Annotated in this window: 20 protein-coding genes; 6 read left to right on the top strand and 14 right to left on the bottom strand. The window is 61.4% G+C overall.

Annotated elements, in window-relative coordinates:
* Positions 1–39: 39 nt before the first annotated feature.
* Positions 40–666, bottom strand: coding sequence for a TetR family transcriptional regulator (locus P3G66_RS01630; RefSeq protein WP_030536987.1), 627 nt, complete (start codon positions 664–666; stop codon positions 40–42).
* Positions 667–819: 153 nt separating this feature from the next.
* Between P3G66_RS01630 and P3G66_RS01625 the strand changes: the two genes are divergently transcribed.
* On the top strand, positions 820–2,352 hold the full coding sequence (locus P3G66_RS01625) for an FAD-dependent oxidoreductase (RefSeq protein ID WP_037128865.1): 1,533 nt from the start codon (positions 820–822) through the stop codon (positions 2,350–2,352).
* Between the two features lie 79 nt (positions 2,353–2,431).
* On the opposite strand, the gene P3G66_RS01620 is transcribed toward P3G66_RS01625, so the two are convergent.
* The 7 genes from P3G66_RS01620 to hsaA form a co-directional block, all read right to left on the bottom strand.
* On the bottom strand, positions 2,432–2,983 hold the full coding sequence (locus tag P3G66_RS01620; RefSeq protein ID WP_007732686.1) for a pyridoxamine 5'-phosphate oxidase family protein: 552 nt from the start codon (positions 2,981–2,983) through the stop codon (positions 2,432–2,434).
* Between the two features lie 30 nt (positions 2,984–3,013).
* Entirely contained in the window at positions 3,014–4,030 is a 1,017-nt protein-coding gene (locus tag P3G66_RS01615; protein WP_007732690.1) for a TIGR03617 family F420-dependent LLM class oxidoreductase, read from the bottom strand.
* 1 nt (position 4,031) lies between these two features.
* Positions 4,032–4,913: an SMP-30/gluconolactonase/LRE family protein gene (locus P3G66_RS01610; protein WP_007732692.1), complete on the bottom strand. Its 882-nt coding sequence runs from the start codon at positions 4,911–4,913 to the stop codon at positions 4,032–4,034.
* An 81-nt stretch (positions 4,914–4,994) separates the two neighbouring features.
* Positions 4,995–5,456 (bottom strand): SRPBCC domain-containing protein, encoded by a 462-nt coding sequence (locus P3G66_RS01605; RefSeq protein WP_007732694.1) that lies wholly within the window; start codon positions 5,454–5,456, stop codon positions 4,995–4,997.
* Positions 5,449–5,808, bottom strand: a complete 360-nt coding sequence (locus tag P3G66_RS01600; protein WP_007732695.1) for a metalloregulator ArsR/SmtB family transcription factor — start codon at positions 5,806–5,808, stop codon at positions 5,449–5,451. Before P3G66_RS01600 ends, P3G66_RS01605 begins: the two co-directional genes overlap by 8 nt.
* A 65-nt stretch (positions 5,809–5,873) precedes the next feature.
* On the bottom strand, positions 5,874–7,166 hold the full coding sequence (locus P3G66_RS01595; RefSeq protein ID WP_007732696.1) for a glutamine synthetase family protein: 1,293 nt from the start codon (positions 7,164–7,166) through the stop codon (positions 5,874–5,876).
* Between the two features lie 38 nt (positions 7,167–7,204).
* Entirely contained in the window at positions 7,205–8,371 is a 1,167-nt protein-coding gene (gene hsaA, locus P3G66_RS01590; RefSeq protein WP_003940567.1) for a 3-hydroxy-9,10-secoandrosta-1,3,5(10)-triene-9,17-dione monooxygenase oxygenase subunit, read from the bottom strand.
* Between the two features lie 237 nt (positions 8,372–8,608).
* Here hsaA and P3G66_RS01585 point away from each other — a divergent pair, with 237 nt between their 5' ends.
* From P3G66_RS01585 to P3G66_RS01570, 4 genes are read left to right on the top strand one after another with little or no spacing between them, the layout of a single operon-like run.
* Positions 8,609–9,772, top strand: a complete 1,164-nt coding sequence (locus tag P3G66_RS01585; RefSeq protein ID WP_003940257.1) for a Rieske 2Fe-2S domain-containing protein — start codon at positions 8,609–8,611, stop codon at positions 9,770–9,772.
* The gene (locus P3G66_RS01580; protein WP_003940353.1) at positions 9,750–10,046 is read left to right on the top strand and encodes a hypothetical protein; all 297 of its coding nucleotides are present in this window, start codon (positions 9,750–9,752) and stop codon (positions 10,044–10,046) included. Before P3G66_RS01585 ends, P3G66_RS01580 begins: the two co-directional genes overlap by 23 nt.
* A gap of 30 nt (positions 10,047–10,076) precedes the next feature.
* Complete coding sequence (locus P3G66_RS01575) at positions 10,077–10,865, top strand: SDR family NAD(P)-dependent oxidoreductase (RefSeq protein ID WP_020909164.1); 789 nt, start codon at positions 10,077–10,079, stop codon at positions 10,863–10,865.
* 51 nt (positions 10,866–10,916) lie between these two features.
* On the top strand, positions 10,917–11,375 hold the full coding sequence (locus P3G66_RS01570; protein WP_007732698.1) for a nuclear transport factor 2 family protein: 459 nt from the start codon (positions 10,917–10,919) through the stop codon (positions 11,373–11,375).
* A 1-nt stretch (position 11,376) separates the two neighbouring features.
* On the opposite strand, the gene P3G66_RS01565 is transcribed toward P3G66_RS01570, so the two are convergent.
* Positions 11,377–12,171: an SDR family NAD(P)-dependent oxidoreductase gene (locus P3G66_RS01565; RefSeq protein ID WP_007732699.1), complete on the bottom strand. Its 795-nt coding sequence runs from the start codon at positions 12,169–12,171 to the stop codon at positions 11,377–11,379.
* 214 nt (positions 12,172–12,385) lie between these two features.
* Between P3G66_RS01565 and P3G66_RS01560 the strand changes: the two genes are divergently transcribed.
* Positions 12,386–12,964 (top strand): GNAT family N-acetyltransferase, encoded by a 579-nt coding sequence (locus P3G66_RS01560; protein ID WP_007732700.1) that lies wholly within the window; start codon positions 12,386–12,388, stop codon positions 12,962–12,964.
* Here P3G66_RS01560 and P3G66_RS01555 read toward each other — a convergent pair.
* The 5 genes from P3G66_RS01555 to hutC all read right to left on the bottom strand — a co-directional run bounded on the left by P3G66_RS01555 (position 12,955) and on the right by hutC (position 18,056).
* A complete protein-coding gene (locus P3G66_RS01555) occupies positions 12,955–13,461 on the bottom strand; it encodes a ClbS/DfsB family four-helix bundle protein (protein ID WP_007732702.1) in 507 nt (168 codons plus the stop codon). The two genes, P3G66_RS01560 and P3G66_RS01555, sit on opposite strands and share 10 nt — an antisense overlap.
* A gap of 87 nt (positions 13,462–13,548) precedes the next feature.
* The gene (locus tag P3G66_RS01550) at positions 13,549–14,484 is read right to left on the bottom strand and encodes an alpha/beta hydrolase (RefSeq protein WP_007732711.1); all 936 of its coding nucleotides are present in this window, start codon (positions 14,482–14,484) and stop codon (positions 13,549–13,551) included.
* A gap of 32 nt (positions 14,485–14,516) precedes the next feature.
* Positions 14,517–15,596 carry a dipeptidase gene (locus tag P3G66_RS01545; RefSeq protein ID WP_007732718.1) on the bottom strand — a complete coding sequence of 360 codons (1,080 nt, stop codon included), beginning with the start codon at positions 15,594–15,596 and terminating at the stop codon, positions 14,517–14,519.
* A gap of 92 nt (positions 15,597–15,688) precedes the next feature.
* Complete coding sequence (locus tag P3G66_RS01540; protein ID WP_007732720.1) at positions 15,689–17,083, bottom strand: serine hydrolase domain-containing protein; 1,395 nt, start codon at positions 17,081–17,083, stop codon at positions 15,689–15,691.
* 217 nt (positions 17,084–17,300) lie between these two features.
* Positions 17,301–18,056, bottom strand: a complete 756-nt coding sequence (hutC, locus tag P3G66_RS01535) for a histidine utilization repressor (protein ID WP_024487384.1) — start codon at positions 18,054–18,056, stop codon at positions 17,301–17,303.
* Positions 18,057–18,156 lie beyond the last annotated feature (100 nt).

Here is an 18,156-nt window from a genome sequence, read left to right as displayed (position 1 = left end):
GAACATGACGAACCCTCCCCAGAGAGGGGCGAAGTCACGTCAGTGCCGTGAGAGATTCACCAGAAGCAGGTCGCATCCCTTGCGGATGTCGTACTCCGCATCGGGGATGGAGATTCGACCGTTGAGGCACGATTGGATGACCCCGAACCACAGCTGCATCAGCAGACGCAACCCGGTGTTGTCTTCCTCGGTGGGGTTCTCGATCCCGGCCGCGTCGAGGATGATCTGCCGGAAGCCGCGATCGATCTTTCCCACGTCCGGCACCGTCGCGACGTTGGCGGTACTGGACGACTGCAGCATCGCAGTCGAGAGAGCCGGCCGACGCAGTAACCCGCGAGTCGCGCGAACCAATACCTCGTACACCGCATCCTGCGGATTGTCCGACTGAACCTGATGCCTGACAAAGCTGGCACCGATCTGGTCGATCTGCTCGACCATCACAGCGACGAAGAGGTGCGTCTTCGAGGGGAAATAGCGATAAAGAGTGCCGATGGCCACGCCCGCCCGCTTGGCGACCTCGTGCATCTGTACCCGTGAGAGTTCCTTCTCGGTCCCCAATTCGGCTGCCGCTTCCAGCATCCGCACATGGCGCGCCCGCTGCTCGTCCGAACTGGGCTCTGCAGCGTCCCTGACCTCGGCAATTCTCGGCAACGTCGCCCCCATCATCGATTCTGTGTCCCGGTCGCGAACGACCTCGCCAATTCTCTCATCTCGACCACCCATCTCGGCATATTGCCCGCTCAGTGGGACCTGGCATGGCCTTCTCTCCCCGTGCGGTATTCCGTGGACACCCCACCCTCTTGGAGTTAGGACGCAATGATGCAGGACTGGACCACCGAGTGCGACGTGTTGGTAGTCGGCTCCGGCGGCGGCGCGCTGACCGGCGCATACACCGCGGCAGCTCGAGGATTGACGACGATCGTCCTCGAGAAAACCGATCGCTTCGGCGGAACTTCCGCGTACTCGGGCGCATCCATCTGGCTGCCGGGAACCCAAGTACAGGAACGTGCGGGACTCCCCGACTCAACGGAGAACGCACGCACCTATCTGCGCGCATTGCTCGGCGACGCCGAGTCCGAGCGCCAGGATGCCTATGTCGAGACCGCTCCCGATGTCGTCGCACTACTCGAGCAGAACCCGCACATCGAATTCGAGTTCCGTGCGTTCCCCGACTACTACAAGGCCGAAGGCCGGATGGACACGGGACGCTCCATCAACCCTCTCGATCTCGATCCCGCCGACATCGGTGACCTCGCCGGCAAGGTGCGTCCGGAACTCGACCAAGACCGCACCGGTCAGGATCATGCTCCCGGCCCGATGATCGGTGGGCGCGCACTGATCGGCCGACTGCTGGCCGCAGTCCAGAGCACCGGTAACGCAGAACTTCGTACCGAATCCATCCTCACCTCCCTGATCGTGGAAGACGGTCGGGTTGTCGGCGCCGAGGTCGAATCCGGCGGCGAAACCCAGCGAATCAAGGCGAACCGCGGTGTGCTGATGGCAGCGGGCGGCATCGAAGGCAACGCCGAGATGCGTGAGCAGGCCGGCACCCCCGGCAAAGCGATCTGGAGTATGGGTCCCTTCGGCGCCAACACCGGTGACGCGATCTCCGCCGGAATTGCTGTCGGTGGCGCAACCGCTTTGCTCGATCAGGCGTGGTTCTGCCCCGGCGTCGAGCAGCCGGACGGCAGCGCCGCATTCATGGTCGGCGTTCGCGGCGGACTCGTCGTCGACAACGCGGGCGAGCGTTACCTCAACGAGTCTCTCCCGTACGACCAGTTCGGCCGGGCCATGGATGCGCACGACGACAACGGTTCTGCAGTGCCGTCGTTCATGATCTTCGACTCGCGCGAGGGTGGCGGACTACCTGCCATCTGCATCCCGAACACGGCGCCCGCCAAGCACCTCGAGGCCGGAACCTGGGTCGCCGCCGACACTCTCGAAGAACTCGCCGCCAAGACCGGACTGCCGGCCGACGCATTGCGCAGCACTGTCGAAAAGTTCAACGATGCCGCAAAGCTGGGAGTCGACGAAGAGTTCCATCGCGGCGAAGACCCGTACGACGCATTCTTCTGCCCACCCAACGGCGGCGCGAATGCGGCACTGACGGCGATCGAGAACGGTCCGTTCTACGCGGCCCGCATCGTCCTCAGTGACCTCGGCACCAAGGGCGGATTGGTCACCGACGTCAACGGTCGAGTCCTGCGTGCCGACGGCAGCGCCATCGACGGCCTGTACGCCGCCGGCAATACGAGCGCGTCACTGAGCGGCCGCTTCTACCCCGGTCCTGGCGTTCCGCTCGGCACGGCCATGGTCTTCTCGTACCGAGCAGCCCAGGACATGGCGAAGTAACCAGCACAACGAGGACGTGGGGCAGGCAATGTCAGAATCACCTGCCCCACACTCTTTCGCACGGCGACGCGATTTTGTATCACTCCAGGTCGATACCGGGCAACCCGTCCACACTCTTCGCGTTCTTCTCGGCGCGATAGGCGATGAGCCGCTCCGGCCCCCTCTTCTCCGCTACGCGGTCGAGCACGTCACGATCGGATTGGTAGTCCATCAGCGGTACTGCGTATCCGCACGAATCCGAAATGCGCGTCAGATCGACCACGACGATCGACCGCAGCCCCGGGTGCTCAGGGAACCTACCGACAAGCTCGTTGAACGGTTCCGACCCTGCAAGCAGAACGTGTCCGTGACCGTGCAGTCGTACGATCTTCGGTGGTCCGTCAAACGCCATGAACATCAGTGTTATTCGGGAGTTCTCGCGCACGTGCGCGATGGTTTCCACACCGCTGCCGGTGAGGTCGAGGTACGCCACCCGGTTGGATGTCAGCACCACAAACGATCCGACTCCCCCTTTGGGTGAGCAATTGACCAACCCGTCAGCAGACAACGGTGCGGTGGCAACGACGAACAGCGGTTGAGCCTGCAACCACGTGGTGAGCTTTTCATCGATGCCTTCGTAGACGCGCCCCATGTCGAGAGTGTAGTTCGCGCCGACTGGACGTCACGGGGCAGACGCTGCGGCGGCTCGAATCTCCTCACACATCGCTGCGAAGACGCGGTCGTCGGCGGGATTCGCCGGCACCGCCAGTGCAATGCCGTCGCAGAGACTCGCGTATTTCGAACTCAGCACCTCGGGGAGTTCGGCGTAGGTGCATTGCGTGACCAGCCTGTCGAGAACATCGTCGGTGAGGACGGCAGGTAGTCGAGCCCAATCACCTGCCCGCGCCATCACTGTCAGTTCTTCCCCGACCTCGGATAATCCGAGGACCTCCAGCGCGACTCGGTACGCCGGAGTGGAGTAGAGAAAGGCAAGTTCACTGCGCACCGCTTCTCGTTGAGCAAGTATCGCGGCAGGATCTTTGCCGGTGATCATCTTCGGAACGGCAATCAGTCGCGGCTTCCTTCCTCCTGCCGTCAACGATGGAATGATCCTCTCCGCGAGCACCTTCGGATGGGAGCTGGTGGGGTGAGAAACAAAACCGTCGGCGACGGCTCCCGCCAGTGAGCACATGCGCAAGTTCACTCCCCCGGTCCAGATCTCCGGAGCCGGAACATCGAGCGGCCCCGGATTGAAGTAGGGCTGCAGCCGGTCGAAGGTGTAGTGCGTTCCGGCATGGTCGAGTTCACCGCCCTCCTGAAAAACTCGGAAGATCTCGCGTACAGCGCTGACGTAATCACGCAGTTGCGCAACAGGATCCGTCCACGGCATCGAGTACCGCCCGACGATGTTCCCACGCACCTGCGTCGCAAGCCCCAGTTGAAATCGCCCACCCGAGAAACCCGCAAGATCCCAGGCAGCCAAAGCCGTCACCATGGGACTGCGCGCAAACGCGACAACCATCGACGTCCGGACAGTGAGAGTACTGCTGTGCTCGACGGCCAGGGCCGCCACCGCAAACGGATCACGAATGGTTTCGGAGATGTGCACCGTGTCGAAACCAAGGTTCTCGATGCGTCGGACGTGCTGAGCTACCTGCCGCAGCGGAGTGTCGGCAGGTAGCGAGGTCACCAATTCCATATCAGATCAAAGGCTCCAGGCGAATCGACAGCAGCTTTCCTTCGGTAGCCACCTTGCGAGCGTGTTCATTGAAATCCGGGGCGGCACAAACGAACAGGGTACGACCGTCGGAACCGCCGAGTCCGCAAGCGAAGACACCGCTGTCGAAGGCAATTTCGTCGACTATCTCCCCGCTGGCGCCCACATGAAGAACACGGCTTCCGAGGGCATCGGCCACCCACATCGAATCGTCTCCGTCGATACAACACCCGTCCGCCGCAACGACGATCTGAGCGAGGGTGGTCTCCATCTCGGGTCCACCAGGCACCGGCCCGAACGACGCCCAGTCGCGGCGTTCACCCAGAGAGCCGTCGGCCTGGACGGCAAACGCACTGATTCGATTTCCCAGCGTTTCGTCCACGAGCAGATCTCCGGTCGACGTCAGAGCCATTCCGTTGGGGAAGTGGAGATCTCGCGCGACGACGTGCACCGATCCGTCCGGGTCGACGCGGAGGAGATCTGCCGTCTCGACGGGGGCCAGGTTCATCAGATCGAACCCGAAGTTGCCCACGTACGCTCGTCCCTGTGCGTCGACCAGCATGTCGTTGACGTTGGCACTGACGTACCCGGACAAGTCTGCGTGCACCACCAACTCGCCATCGGATTCTCGCCGCAGAATCTTCTGGTCCCGCATGGAGACGACCAGTAATCTGCCGTCCGGAAGCCACCCCAGCCCGGACGGCTGCCCTGGAACCTCCGCCTCGACGCGTATGTCTGTCCCGTCCTCGCAGGCCGAAATCACCTGGTAGGTGTAGAAGTCCGATACCCAGATCCGGTTCTCGTGCCAGCGCGGGCATTCGAAGTAGGTGTATCCCTCGAGAACTACCGCAACTTCTGGTGCCATCAGGCTCTCCTGCGTCGGTGACGAATGGACTATCAGCCCCATTCAATCACCGGCACCGCTGTCGCGGTGTCCGATTCCCGACTAGTCGCCGGCGCGAACTTCGTCCAACACGTCGAAAGCGGATTCCCATCCGTCGTACGCATTCCCGTCACCCTTGAATCCCGGAATTCCTACCAGGTGGAAGGTCATTTCGGTCTTGTCACCCCGTTCTGCGAGCGTGACCGTTATCCGAGGTGCGGCATCCACTGGATCACTCGGATTTCCCCAGGTGAAGACCAGCCTCTTCGGCTCGTCGACCTCGAGATAGGTTCCGCCGGTGGGGTACTCGGCTCCGTTCTCGTCGTTGATCATCAGGTAGCGGTACGTTCCGCCAACCCGGGGGTCGATCGTGACGTACTCCCGAGGACTGCTGACACCCTTCGGATGCCACCAGCGCGCCGCCTCGTCGGGGTCGGTCCACGCCTGCCAGACAAGGTCGCGCGGCGCATCGAAGATCCGGGTGATGGTGAATTCTGCAGTGGCATCGACGTTCTGGTCACTCATTGTCCTTCTCCTTCTTCGGTCGAGGTTGCTTCAGCTCACGTAGACGCTCGTCGAGGAGGTCGAAGCGTTCGTTCCAGCCTCGCCGGTGTTCGTCGACCCAGGCGCTGGCGTCGTCGAGACCCTCTGCGCGAAGGGTGCACGTGCGCCATTGCGCGGTGGCGGTTCGTTCGATGAGACCGGCTCGCTCGAGCACCTTCAGATGCTGAGAGATGGCGGGTCGACTCATTTCGAACGGCTCGGCCAACTCACCGACGGTCATCGAACCATCAGTGAGGCGAGAGAGCATTTCACGCCTCGTCGGGTCGGCCAATGCGCTGAACACTGCATCGAGTCGGCCACTTCGCTCGTCCATGTAAGCAACTCCTTAATTAAGGAATAGCTTAAACATAGGACTCGACATCTTGCGCGTCAACCCTTTCAGCTCCAGGTATATCGAAGCCGCTCGACGGTTGTCGCCTCGTCCATCTGGGAGAAAGTCTCGCGCTCAACTCCCTTCACTGACACCATCGCTTCGATGATCGACTCCCCGAAGATTTCCTTCGCCACCGAGGAGGAGTTGAACTTCTGCACTATCTCGCGCAGATCGGTGGGGACTCGGGTCACCCCGCGCTCATCACGTTCCGCCTCCGTGAGAGTCGACGGGTTCACCACAATTTCCGGCGGCAATGGCGAGGCATTGCCGATACCGATATGCGAAAGGCCAAGTATCGCAGCGGTCGCCAGATACGGGTTGGCCGATGGATCGACGATTTTCACTTCGGCGTTGGCGCCGTGTGGATTCGACGGTGACTCTGCGCAGAACCTCAGTGCCGCTTCCCGGTTCTCGAGCCCCCAACAGACGTAGGCCCCCGACCAATTGTCCGGTCGCAGCCTGACCCCGGAGAGCGGTGAGGACGCAAAGATGGCCGTGAATTCCGCGAGGTGAGAGAGGATTCCACCCAAAGCTGACGATCCTTTGTCGGTCATCCCGTACTCCTGCCCGCCACCGGAGAAGACGGGCCGCCCACCTGAGTTCAACGAAAAGTGCTGGTGTGCACCGTTCCCTGCACCTCCGACCGTAGGTATCGGTGAAAACGAGGCCGCCAATCCGTGGGCTCTGGCAGTGCGGCTGATCAAGATCCGGGCCAGTATCACCAGGTCGGCAGCCTGAACAGGAGTTGCCGGAGCGATGGAGATCTCGAATTGATCCGGTCCGTACTCTGCATGCACTTGCTCGATATGAAGTTGTGCGCGTTCGGCATTGCGCAGAAGGTCCTTGAGGAAGTCCTCGCGGAGCAGGACTGCACCTAACCCGTACGCCGACCACGCTCCGTTGCACGCATCACCGAAAAGAGTGAACTCGATCTCGTGACCCACCCGAGCTTCCAGTCCGTCGGCGGCAAGCCGCGCCACGACGGCAGTGAGTGCGGACCGAGTACACACGGCAGCCGTCGCACCGTCTTGCTCGTGCAACGTCGCCGGCGCCCACGACACGCCCCCGCCGAGATCACGGAGGTCGGAGCGGTCGATACGCAACCGGAGATCACCCACGACGGAAAAGGAATCGGTGAAGGCAATCCGATCGTCGCTACAGAAGACGTTCCAGCTCGGTGAGACTCCCGCACCGGCTTTCTCGAAGACACCGGTTCGGCCGGCCGGCATCACCTTCGCGCGCGCGACACCCGCCATGTCGACGATCGAGCCGATGGTCAGAGCCGGTACTTCCCTCATCCAAAGGCAAATACCCCACCCGGTGACGCGCCAACCCGTCAGATCAGGTTGTCCTCCACCGGCAGTCCGAACGCCGCCCGGCCGTAGAGCGCCAACGCGCGCTCGGGTTCGTTGGCAACGTGAACGCTGCCCGCATGAACGTCACGCCACGCACGCTCGATCGGGTTTCCGCGAGAGAGGGAGTTCCCTCCTGCCGTCTTGAAAAGCATGTCGATCGCTTCCACCGAGCGTTCCGTCGCACGAACCTGATCACGACGCGCACGCAGCCTCATCGAGAGTGGGAGCTCCTGACCGGCCACAGCAAGTTCGTACATCTCCCGGATATTGCGATCCATCTGCAGAATCGCAGCATCGATCTCCGACGACGCACGTGCGACGGCGACCTGAGCGAACTGATCCTCGCTGAACCGTCCACCACCCAAACTCAGACGGACGCGCTCACGCATCACGTCCAGGTACCCCTCGTAACAACCGGCGACGATGCCCACACACGGAGCGGCAACCGTCGAGGTGAAGATGCTCCCGAACGGAAGTTTGTACAGCGGGCCAGGATTGACCGCTTGGCCAGGCCCACGCAGTTGTGCGGTCTCGTAGTTGCGCTTCAATCGGTGCTCGGGAACGAAGGCCTTCTCGACCACGATCTCGTTGCTCGCGGTGCCCCGCATACCCACGACATCCCACACGTCACGGATTTCGTAATCGGTGCGCGGCACCAACACCGTCATGAAATCGACGGGACGACCATCCATGCCGACCACCATCGCTCCCAGCAACGCCCAACTCGCGTGGTCGCAACCGGAGGAGAAACCCCACTGGCCCGATAGCTCGTAGCCTCCGTCCACCGCCGTCAGTCGACCGACCGGCGCATAGGCGGACGAAATGAGCGTCGTCTGATCCTCTCCCCACACGTCGGCCTGCGCTCGGTCGTCGAAAAGTGCAAGATGCCACGGGTGCACCCCCACCACCGACGCGACCCAACCGGTCGAGCCGCAGGCAGCCGAGATGGCCCTGACCACTTCGTAGAACTGAACCGGGTCGCTCTCGGCACCTCCGTATCTTTTCGGCGCCAGCATGGAGAAGACGCCGGCTTCGGACAGCTCCCGGATGGTCCGTTCGGAGATCTTGCGCGAATCGTCGACCTTCTGAGCGCGGGCCGCGATCTTCGGAAGCAGATCACGGACTGAACTCAGAACCTTGTTGACCATGGGAGACACTCCTCGCACCGAACCGTGAGGGAGCGGATCGGCAGATAGACATAACGGCTGCCCCGTCACGATATGTCGGTCACGCGTTCCGGTGATCGGAAGTCCCGGAGGCCGGGATCAGCCGCCGGATCCTCGCGCTCGCCGCTGATCCCGGCCAGTGAGACGAGACCCCAGAGGCAATTCACGCTCCCCTAGCGTCGGGCGTCGACACTGCCCCTGGAAAGGACGGGACTCATCGTGACGATCACTCAGTCCGACAACGACGAGGTTCGCGAGATCCAAGCTGGAACCGCGCCTACACGCTTTGCGCGTGGATGGCACTGCATTGGACTCACGGAGTCCTTCAAGGACGGCCAGCCGCACTCCATCGAGGCGTTCGGCACCAAACTGGTCGTCTTCGCCGACAGTGAAGGCAACGTCAAGATCCTCGACGCGTACTGCCGTCACATGGGTGGCGACTTGAGCCAGGGCACCATCAAGGGCGACGCCATTGCCTGTCCGTTCCACGATTGGCGCTGGGGCGGCAACGGCAAGTGCCAGAAGATTCCGTACGCACGCCGCGTCCCCCCGCTGGCCAAGACGCGCGCCTGGCAAACCCTCGACCAGGACGGCATGCTCTTCGTCTGGCACGACCCCGAGGGCAACCCGCCGACCGACGACGTGGCTATCCCCCGCATCGAAGGCGCGCTCAGCGACGAGTGGAGCGACTGGGTCTGGTACACCACGACCGTCGACACCAACTGCCGCGAAATCGTCGACAACATCGTCGACATGGCGCACTTCTTCTACGTGCACTACTCCTTCCCGACGTACTTCAAGAACGTCTTCGAAGGCCACGCCGCAACGCAGTACATGCGCGGCGTCGCTCGCTCGGACATGCGTCCCCACGCAGCAGGCACCCCGAAGATGGTCGGCAGCAACTCGGTTGCCACGTACTTCGGCCCCTCCTTCATGGTCGACGACCTGACCTACGAGTACGAGGACTACAACGTCGACTCTGTGCTCATCAACTGCCACTACCCGGTCAGCGCTGACAAGTTCGTGCTCCAGTACGGCATCATCGTCAAGAAGTCGGATCGCTTCCAGGGTGAAGCCGCCGACGCGATGGCCGCGAACTTCGGCACGTTCATCGCCAAGGGCTTCGAGCAGGACGTCGAGATCTGGAAGAACAAGACTCGCATCGAGAACCCGCTCCTGTGCGAAGAAGACGGCCCGGTCTACCAGCTCCGTCGCTGGTACGAACAGTTCTACGTCGATGTCGCGGACATCGCTCCCGAGATGACCGAGCGCTTCGAATTCGAACTCGACACCGCGCGACCCGTCGCAGCCTGGCAGAAGGAAGTCGAAGACAACCTCGCTGCAAAGAAGGCAGACGAAGATGCAGCCTCTTCAGTGCGCTGAGTGCAAGGCTCAGGTCCTGGTCCAGAAGAACAGTTGGGAACACACCACCGTTCAGTGGAGTGACCAGGCCCGCGCCCAGTGCCTCGAAATCGCCGACGACCGTGAATTCGGGCAGCGAGAGGGACGACCCGGTGCCCCTCGCAAGCAGTGCGGCGCCTTGATCGCGTCCATCGTGAACGCTGCAACAGCGGGCGAACTCGAGATCCTCAACGACGAGCCGGTGCCTCAGCCGATCGTCGACGACAGCGAACCCGTACCGACTCCGTTTCACTAGTCAAGCCAACATCTTTCGAAGAAGGTAGTAATGATCGATCCTCAGTACTACGGCCCGTGGGCAGTCATCGCCGGCGGTTCAGAAGGTGTCGGCGCAGGGTTCGCCGACGAGCTCAGCAAGATCGGCATCAACCTCGTTCTCATCGCCCGCAAGCCGGGCCCGCTCGAGGAGACCGCGGCCAAGGCACGCGCCAACGGCGTCGAAGTACGCACTCTCGCATTGGATCTGCTCGTTCCGGACGCGCTCGATCAGATCAAGGCTGTCACCGACGACGTCGAGGTTGGTCTCCTCATTTTCAACGCCGGCGCCAACAGCTACGGCCACGAGTTCGTCACCGGAGATCTGACGGGATTTGCCGGAGTCATCGAGCTGAACATCAACAAGCAGCTCGAACTCTCGCACCACTTCGGCGGATTGATGAAGGATCGCGGACGCGGCGGCATCATGCTGCTCGGTTCGCTGGCCGGATTCATGGGCTCCGAGCACCAGAGCATCTACGCGGCGTCCAAGGCATTCGGGCGCATCTTCGCCGAAAGCCTGTGGCTCGAACTCCAGCCGTACGGCGTTCACGTCGTCGAGTTCATTCTCGGTGTCACTCGCACACCCGCTATGATTCGCGCGGGACTGAACTTCGACATCCCGGGCATGAACGTCGCAGAGCCCGAAGATGTTGCACGTGAAGGTCTCGAACACCTTGCCGACGGCCCGATCTGGGTGGCTGCAGGAAACTACGAAGGCGCCAAGAAGCGCAGTGGCTTCCCCCGAGACAAGATGGTCAAGGGTGCTGCCGAAGCGATGCGCAAGCTGCTCAACCGCTGACATCTGCTGTGCGCCTTTATTAACCCCCCGACGTTAAGAAAGGCGCACAGCATGAGCATCGACATCACCACTCTTCTCGACGAACGCGAGATCACCCGCTCCATCTTCGAGTTCGCCCGAGCCATGGATGCGCGAGAGTGGGATGAACTCCACCGGATCATGACGCCGGACGCTACGGCAGAATTGGGCACCGGAACTCTGCGCGGACCCGCCGAGGTAGTGGCGTCCATCCGCTCGTTCCTCGACGAGTGCGGTCCCACCCAACATCTGATCGGTAACGTGCTGGTCGAGGTGGTCGGCGATCTCGCCACCAGCTGCTCCTATGTCAGCGACATGCATGTGGGCACCGGGAGCAAGGCTCACCTGAACTTCTTCACCCTCGGCGACTACCACGACTCATGGGCGCGGATCGACGGAAAGTGGCGAATGACGCACCGCACCAAGCATTCACACGCCAGTCAGGGATCCATCGAGGTTCTGGGCGCCGGCCCCAGCGGTTGGCGGAGCTGATTCAGCTCAACATCGACGAACGGCCGGTCGCGAGCGGACTCTTGCTGGTGAGTCCGCCGTCGACCACCAGGGTCTGCCCCGTCATGTAGCGAGATTCGTCCGAAGCCAGGTAGACCATGGCATGCGCGATGTCTTCGGGTTCGCCGAGGTAAGGCAGGGCGTTTGCCTGCTTCATGCCGTCGATGACATCAGCGGGGATGTTGTCCACGAGAGCGGGTGTCATGATCGCGCCCGGCGCTACGGCATTGCACCGAACGCCGTTTGCTCCGTACTGGACTGCGATGTACTGCGTCAGACGAATGACTGCCGCTTTGGCGGATCCGTAGGCAGACTGCAGGGAATCCCCGATCAATCCACCTACCGAGGCCGTGTTGACGATCGATCCTCCACCGGCACTGTTCATGTGCGGAATGGCAAGTCGTGAAGCGACGACAGTGCTGCGGACGTTGAGCGACATCACGCGATCCCACTCGTCCAAGTCCATCCGGAGCAGGTCGAGATCCTTGCGCGGGTTACTACCGCCCACGTGATTACACAGGACGTTGATGCCGCCGAATTCGGCGACCGCCTTTTCGATCATCGCTGCCAGAGAGTCCTCGTTCATGACATCGACGCCGAAACCCAGTGCATTGCCACCGGTCTCGCGAATCGCCACCGCCGCTTCCTCTGCACGCACAGGATCGAGGTCGGCGACCAACACCTTGGCGCCCTCTGCCGCCATGAGTTGTGCTGCTGCACGCCCGATTCCACTGGCGGCGCCTGTGATCACTACACTCTTGCTTTCGAGCCTGTTCATATCTGTTCCTTTCGCGGAGAATCGCCGTACCCGGATCTCACGTGCCCGGAGTTGACAGCTCGGCGATTGCCCGATCACTACCAGTCAACGCAGGATCGACAGCCTCGTCCAACTTTCTTGAATGAACTCACAAGTACGTGACCACGGCCCGCGCACCTGCTACACCGCCGAAATCGAGTGGCGACGGAAGACCTCACTGTGCTGAAGTGGCACTATGCAGAATTCTGTTCGACCGCTGTCCATCGACGACCTCGACCGTGCCGCCGAGGTTCTCGGCGAGGCGTTTGCCGACTACCCCTGGACGAACTGGTGCGTCGCCGAAGACTCCCACGTGGAACGCGTCGCGACTCTGCAACGGATCTACCTCGAACACCTGGCACTACCGTTCGGGCGTTCCTACATAGACGATTCCGGCAACGGCGTCATCGCAGTCCTGCCGCCGGACGCTCCAGAGCCTGATGAAGCGACCGTCGAGAAGATCGTCGAACTGCACGGAGATCGGTTCGAGCGCGTTCTTCAGGCTGACGAACAACTGTCTGCGCTTCCCGTCCCCGACAACGCGTGGTCGTTGGCAACGATCGGTACGACGCCGCGCTCACGCGGAACCGGATTGGGTTCTGCGCTACTGAAACATGCTTTGGCGGAACTGGATCGAACCGAACAGAATTGCTGGCTCGATACGTCGACCGAACGAAATCTACCGCTGTACCAACGGTTCGGTTTCACGATAGCAGGCGAAATCTCACTGACTGACGGACCGACGGTGTGGCGGATGCATCGACTTCAGAGCTGATTGTTCGACTTCAGCACTCGCCGAATCATTTTCGACAACGACGCGTATTGGGTGATCGTGTTGACGGCGATCCACCTCGAGACCGGCCACGTCCGGGTCCACGAGAAAACCCCGACCGACAGCAGTTGATCATCGTCAAGGGTCTCGATGTAGTTGCGCAACATCGCAACAGCAGCTCCCAAGCGGTCACGAAGCTCCTGAGCCGGAATGTCGATGCTCGCGTCGACAACCGACTGGTTCAGTGCGGGTGTTTGCGTCCACTTGTAACCCGCCGCCGGCGTCTGCGGAGCCTCGTCTCGCAGCCCGGCACCTATCCACTCTGCGACGGCCTCTGCCCACCAGACACGCACAGCGAGTACGTCGTGCACCGTCCACGCATCGACGGCAACGGCGTCGAACGCATCGGCCTCGGCGACGCCGTCGAGTAACGCTTCGAGTTTCGAATACGCCGAGTCCAGCTCGCTCACTAGTTCTTCGCGTGACCAGGTCTGCGCCACAATGCCTCCGAACGATCAGTGGAGAAGAAAGAAGCGGGACCATCTCGACTCGATGGCCCCGCCTCCAACTTTAACGTCCTTCCGGATTCAGTTCAGCTCACCCAAGAACCTTCCGAGGTTCTCGGCGATTTCCTTCGACCTGGTGTGGTGCAGGTAGTGGTCTCCGTCCAGCAAGATCACCTCTCCGTGATCGACGGAGGCTGCCTGCCCCTCGTGCAGCTCTGTCCAGCCCTGAACTTCTGAATTGTTCACGGCGAACAACAGAATCGGAAGATCGGCTGGGAACGTCTTGCCGATTGCTTCAGCAAAGTTACTCGAAAGATGATCCATCTCGTTGAGATAGGTATCGCTGAAGTTGTTCTTCGCAGTCAACTGTCGCATCTCGTCCTTTGCGGCGGGATCGAGGTACTCGTCCGAGGCTTCACCACCGACGACCTTGGACAGCAATTCCGCCAAGCCCAATTGCCTTCCAACTCGGAGTGCGTCGATCGGGAATTTGGTATCCATGTTCGGCTGCCCTGGAACACTGCTGTCGATACCCACGAATGCGGTGACCTCGTCACGGTACTTCGCGGTGTAGTCCAGCGCATAGAGACCAGTGATCGAGTGCCCCATGAGGATGTATTCGTCAATTCCCAGCGACTGTACTGCCGTATGAATCTCTTCGACGATGTTCGCAGTCGTGCGGTCCTTGTCCGTTCCATCACTGTAGCCGTAACCGAAGGGCTCGATCGTGACGACGCGGTAGTCAGGTGCGAGCTCGTTGACAAGCGGTGTGAAGTCGAGAATCGGTGCGGACGTTCCGAACCCGGGTAACAGCACTATGGTCTGATCGCCGTTGCCGCGGATCGAGTAGCTCATGTTCTTTCCGTCGACGGACACGAACTGGTTGCCCGTCTCCCCGGCCGGAACGCTCGCTTTGCTGGAGCCGACATTGAATACGAGCGCTATCGATACCAGCACAACCAGAACTACGGACACCGAAGCAACCAGCTTCAGTGCAACGGTACGAATCTTCTTCATTCTCATCCTCATCTTCTCGGGCGTCGATACGGCTAGGAAAGGCTCGACATCGAGGCCGCACTGGTCTCGTCGAGCACACGCAACACGTTGTTGCCCATCAGCTTTGCCAAGTCCTCCGCGGACCAACCGCGTTCCGCCAGACGGTCTATCAACACCGCGAAACCGGATACGTCCTGCATACCGTCCGGAAAGTCGTCGAACCCATCGTAGTCACTGCCCAAACCGATGTGGTCGATGCCCGCGACGTCTCGGGCATGCTCGACGTGGTCGGCGAGATGGTCCACTGTCATCGCCGGTCGTGGGCCGACTCGCCCGCCTTTGAACCACTCGTTGTACTCGGCAGAAAGGAACATGGGTACAAAGGCGATCATGATGACCCCGCCGTTGTCCGCGAGCAGTCGCATGACGTCGTCGGGAACATTACGGGGGTGACCGCACAGCTGAGAGCACGACGAATGGCTGAAAATCACCGGCGCCGAAGACGTCTCGATGGCATCTCTCATCGTTTCCACCGAGACGTGCGACAGGTCGACGAGTACGCCGAGCCGATTCATTTCGCGCACGATCTCGCGACCGAAGTCGGTCAGCCCGCCGTGTACTCGAGTGTCCGTCGCGGAGTCCGCCCACCCGGTGTTGTCGTTGTGCGTCAGCGTCATGTACCGAAGACCAAGGCGCGCCATCATTCTCAGGACACCGAGCGAGCTGCCGATGCTGTGACCGCCCTCCGCGCCCAACAAGGACGCGACCTTGCCCTCGCTCCAGATGCGACGCACGTCGTCACCTGTACGCGCGAATTCGAAAGTATCCGGATATCGCTCGATCATCCGGTACACGTAGTCGATCTGTTCGAGTGTGTACTGAACCGCCTCTGGCTCCGTCCGGTCACACGGGGTGTAAACCGACCAGAACTGCGCACCGACGCCGCCGCGACCGAGTTTGTCGATGTCGGTTTGGAAGATGGAATCCTTCTCGAGATTCTCCACCGAGTATGCGGCAGTTTCGCGAGCCGTCCAGGCCAGATCGTTGTGACCGTCGATGACCGGCGCAAGGCCGTAAGCATCCAGTGCCGCGGGGTGATTCACGTCCGGAAAAGGAGCGAGAGGTTTCATCATGAGTTTTCCTCGAAAAGTAGTGCGGGCAGGTCGAGGGCCCTCATCGCCTTCGACCTGCCCGAGATTTCATTCAGCGGAGAGAATCGCCGCGACTAGTCGGAAATCTTCTTGAAAAGCCTTGTCATGTAGAGATATTGCTCGCCATCGATCGTGAGATGAGCCATCTCACCCGAAGCGCTCTCGTTACTGATCAAGAACCGGGAGGCGGACAGAGGCACGACCTTGGTGGGCGGAGCCGGCGGCTCGCCGTCGATCTCGACCTTGGCGAAGTTCTGCACCTGGAATCCGCCGTCCTCGCCGCGCGTGAGTTCGATTCGCACGGTTGTCGATTCATAGGTTCCGAGAATGTGCGACAGGTCGATGTCTTCCGCATTCGGCTCGGACTTCGGCTCCGGCAGAACGAGATCGAGCTCCTGGGCGATCTCCTTCTCGATGTCGTGGGCCAGGGCGCCGCCGCCACGCGAGTTGGTCACCACGGCCATGGCGAGACCGAGCTCGGGGAAGGTGTGAAAACGAGTGATCTGGCCGATCGTCGCACCACCGTGCTGCGCGGACGTCACGCCACCCCAGTCGGACAGGATCCAGCCGAGACCCCAGGCCTGATCGACGCTCGAGACCGCGGTCAGGTCGAATTGCGGAGTGCGCATCAGGCGCGCGGATTCTTCGGACAGAATGCGTTCACCCGTCAATGCGAGTCCGTCACGCATGTGTGCAGCACCGAAGGTCAGGAGCGAGCTGACCGATCCGGTGATGATCCCGGCCGGACCGATACCGCGCGGAAGCAGCCACTGCTTGGTCGGAATCACCTTGTCCGGCGACGTCCGATCCGGGTTGGCCACGTGGCCGACGGCCGTGCGGAACAGCGGCGCGTCCTTGGCCTTGGTGATGATGTGCGTCAATCCGAGTGGCTTCCAGAGATATTCGACCAACGCCTCGTCCCACGTCATCTCACGAAGGACCTCGACGATGCGGCCGGCAACGGCAAAACCCGCGTTGCTGTAACTCAGATGCCCGCCGGGCTCGGTGACGCTGATCGCGGTCGCGAGTTCGTCGACGTACTTCTCGACGCAGTCGTCACCGTCACCGGTGTCGTTGAACAGGTCTCCGTCGATACCGCTTGTGTGCGTGAGCAACTGGCGGATCGTGATTTCCTTCGTGTTGGAAGGATCCGCGATCGTGAACTCCGGAAGCACCTCCACCACCAGGGTGTCCAGCGTCAGCTTGCCCTCGTCGACGAGCTGCATGATCAGCGTCGTCGTCCAGATCTTGCTCGCGGATCCGTACTGGAACAGGGTGTCTGCGTCGACGTCGACGCGCGTGTTCAGGCTCGTCACTCCGGTGGTGATGACACGGATATCCGCCGCGCAGTCTTCGCCCAGCGCGATCACACCGACCTGCGCGCCCGGTACCGAATGCTTGGCTGCCAGTTCGTCGAGGCGTTCCTGCCACTTCGGGGCGACAAGTAGGTCCTTGGGCAAGTCGGTCACAGGTCGAACTCCTTCGATCATGGAAGCGAGCGGCGTAGACGGCGTTGCTGGGATCCGCTCAGGTCTCACTCGTCGGGAAGTGAGGTTGCGGAAGCAATAACCGTCCACCCATGATCTCAGTGTGCTCGCAGTCACGTCCTGGTCGATTGCACCGAAGTCGGCCCCGAAAATGGTGCAATCGGACGAGCGAGTGTTCAGGATTCGCCATTCGAAACGATCAGCGCTCGAAGGTTCCTTCCAAGCGATTGCGTGAACCCGGATGGATCAAGCGCGCCGCGCTGACCAATCCGTTAGCCGACCAGGTGCGGCGGCGAATCAGCAGGCACGGTTCCCCGCGATCGATGCGTAACAGCTCGCATTCGTCCGGGCTACCCAACACCGCTTCCACGACATGCTCGCCGCGAACCAGAGGCGCAACGTCACTCAAGTAGTTGTTGGGGGTGATCGCGGTGAAGTCCTGGCGCAGATAGTCGGGCGCCTCGTTCGGATTCACGAATCGGTCTTCCACCTGAATCGGAGTTTCGTCCTCGAAGTGCACCATCAGCGAATGGAACACCCGTTTGCCCACCGATTCACGAAGGAACGTCTGCCCGTGGTCGGTTTCTTCCTCACGAACGAAGACGACCTCGGTTCGATGACGGTGGCCGCGGCGCTGAATCTCGTCGGCGATGTTCTTGACTTCGAACAGCGGGGACGCGGTCTTCGTGGCGGCGACAAAAGTACCGACCCCCATCATCCGCACGATCAGACCGTCGCTGGTGAGTTCGCGAAGCGCTCGATTGATCGTCATTCGTGACAACCCCAGCGCACTGACCAGTTGATTCTCCGAAGGCAGCTGATCGCCTTCGGTCCACCGACCCGAGTTGATCTGCGAGACCACGAGGTTCTTGACCCGTTCGTAGGCAGGGGCGGACTCGCCGCCTGCCTCGTTGAACAGCACGGCGAGTTCTGCGTCCACTTCGGCAATCGCCATCGCCACCACCCGTTCGTCGAAAACCACCGAGTCGGTTCTCCCGTTCGGCCTCCGAAGTCTATCCGCCTCGTGCACCTTTCCGATCCATCCGCGAGCGTCC

Source organism: Rhodococcus sp. C3V, assembly GCF_029269915.1.
Lineage (GTDB): Bacteria > Actinomycetota > Actinomycetes > Mycobacteriales > Mycobacteriaceae > Rhodococcus_F > Rhodococcus_F qingshengii.
Note: the sequence above shows the minus strand (reverse complement) of the source record. Positions and strands in the feature narration are given on the sequence as shown.

What these genes read in the sequence shown, in the direction of transcription:
- P3G66_RS01610 (WP_007732692.1), bottom strand. Translation starts at nt 4,913, where the DNA reads ATGGCACCAGAAGTTGCGGTAGTTCTCGAGGGATACACCTACTTCGAA.
- P3G66_RS01560 (WP_007732700.1), top strand. Translation starts at nt 12,386, where the DNA reads ATGCAGAATTCTGTTCGACCGCTGTCCATCGACGACCTCGACCGTGCC.
- hsaA (WP_003940567.1), bottom strand. Translation starts at nt 8,371, where the DNA reads ATGGTCAACAAGGTTCTGAGTTCAGTCCGTGATCTGCTTCCGAAGATC.
- P3G66_RS01620 (WP_007732686.1), bottom strand. Translation starts at nt 2,983, where the DNA reads ATGGGGCGCGTCTACGAAGGCATCGATGAAAAGCTCACCACGTGGTTG.
- P3G66_RS01595 (WP_007732696.1), bottom strand. Translation starts at nt 7,166, where the DNA reads ATGAGGGAAGTACCGGCTCTGACCATCGGCTCGATCGTCGACATGGCG.
- P3G66_RS01575 (WP_020909164.1), top strand. Translation starts at nt 10,077, where the DNA reads ATGATCGATCCTCAGTACTACGGCCCGTGGGCAGTCATCGCCGGCGGT.
- P3G66_RS01550 (WP_007732711.1), bottom strand. Translation starts at nt 14,484, where the DNA reads ATGAAGAAGATTCGTACCGTTGCACTGAAGCTGGTTGCTTCGGTGTCC.
- P3G66_RS01580 (WP_003940353.1), top strand. Translation starts at nt 9,750, where the DNA reads ATGCAGCCTCTTCAGTGCGCTGAGTGCAAGGCTCAGGTCCTGGTCCAG.
- P3G66_RS01545 (WP_007732718.1), bottom strand. Translation starts at nt 15,596, where the DNA reads ATGATGAAACCTCTCGCTCCTTTTCCGGACGTGAATCACCCCGCGGCA.
- P3G66_RS01615 (WP_007732690.1), bottom strand. Translation starts at nt 4,030, where the DNA reads ATGGAATTGGTGACCTCGCTACCTGCCGACACTCCGCTGCGGCAGGTA.
- hutC (WP_024487384.1), bottom strand. Translation starts at nt 18,056, where the DNA reads ATGGCGATTGCCGAAGTGGACGCAGAACTCGCCGTGCTGTTCAACGAG.
- P3G66_RS01565 (WP_007732699.1), bottom strand. Translation starts at nt 12,171, where the DNA reads ATGAACAGGCTCGAAAGCAAGAGTGTAGTGATCACAGGCGCCGCCAGT.
- P3G66_RS01630 (WP_030536987.1), bottom strand. Translation starts at nt 666, where the DNA reads ATGATGGGGGCGACGTTGCCGAGAATTGCCGAGGTCAGGGACGCTGCA.
- P3G66_RS01570 (WP_007732698.1), top strand. Translation starts at nt 10,917, where the DNA reads ATGAGCATCGACATCACCACTCTTCTCGACGAACGCGAGATCACCCGC.
- P3G66_RS01625 (WP_037128865.1), top strand. Translation starts at nt 820, where the DNA reads ATGCAGGACTGGACCACCGAGTGCGACGTGTTGGTAGTCGGCTCCGGC.
- P3G66_RS01605 (WP_007732694.1), bottom strand. Translation starts at nt 5,456, where the DNA reads ATGAGTGACCAGAACGTCGATGCCACTGCAGAATTCACCATCACCCGG.
- P3G66_RS01600 (WP_007732695.1), bottom strand. Translation starts at nt 5,808, where the DNA reads ATGGACGAGCGAAGTGGCCGACTCGATGCAGTGTTCAGCGCATTGGCC.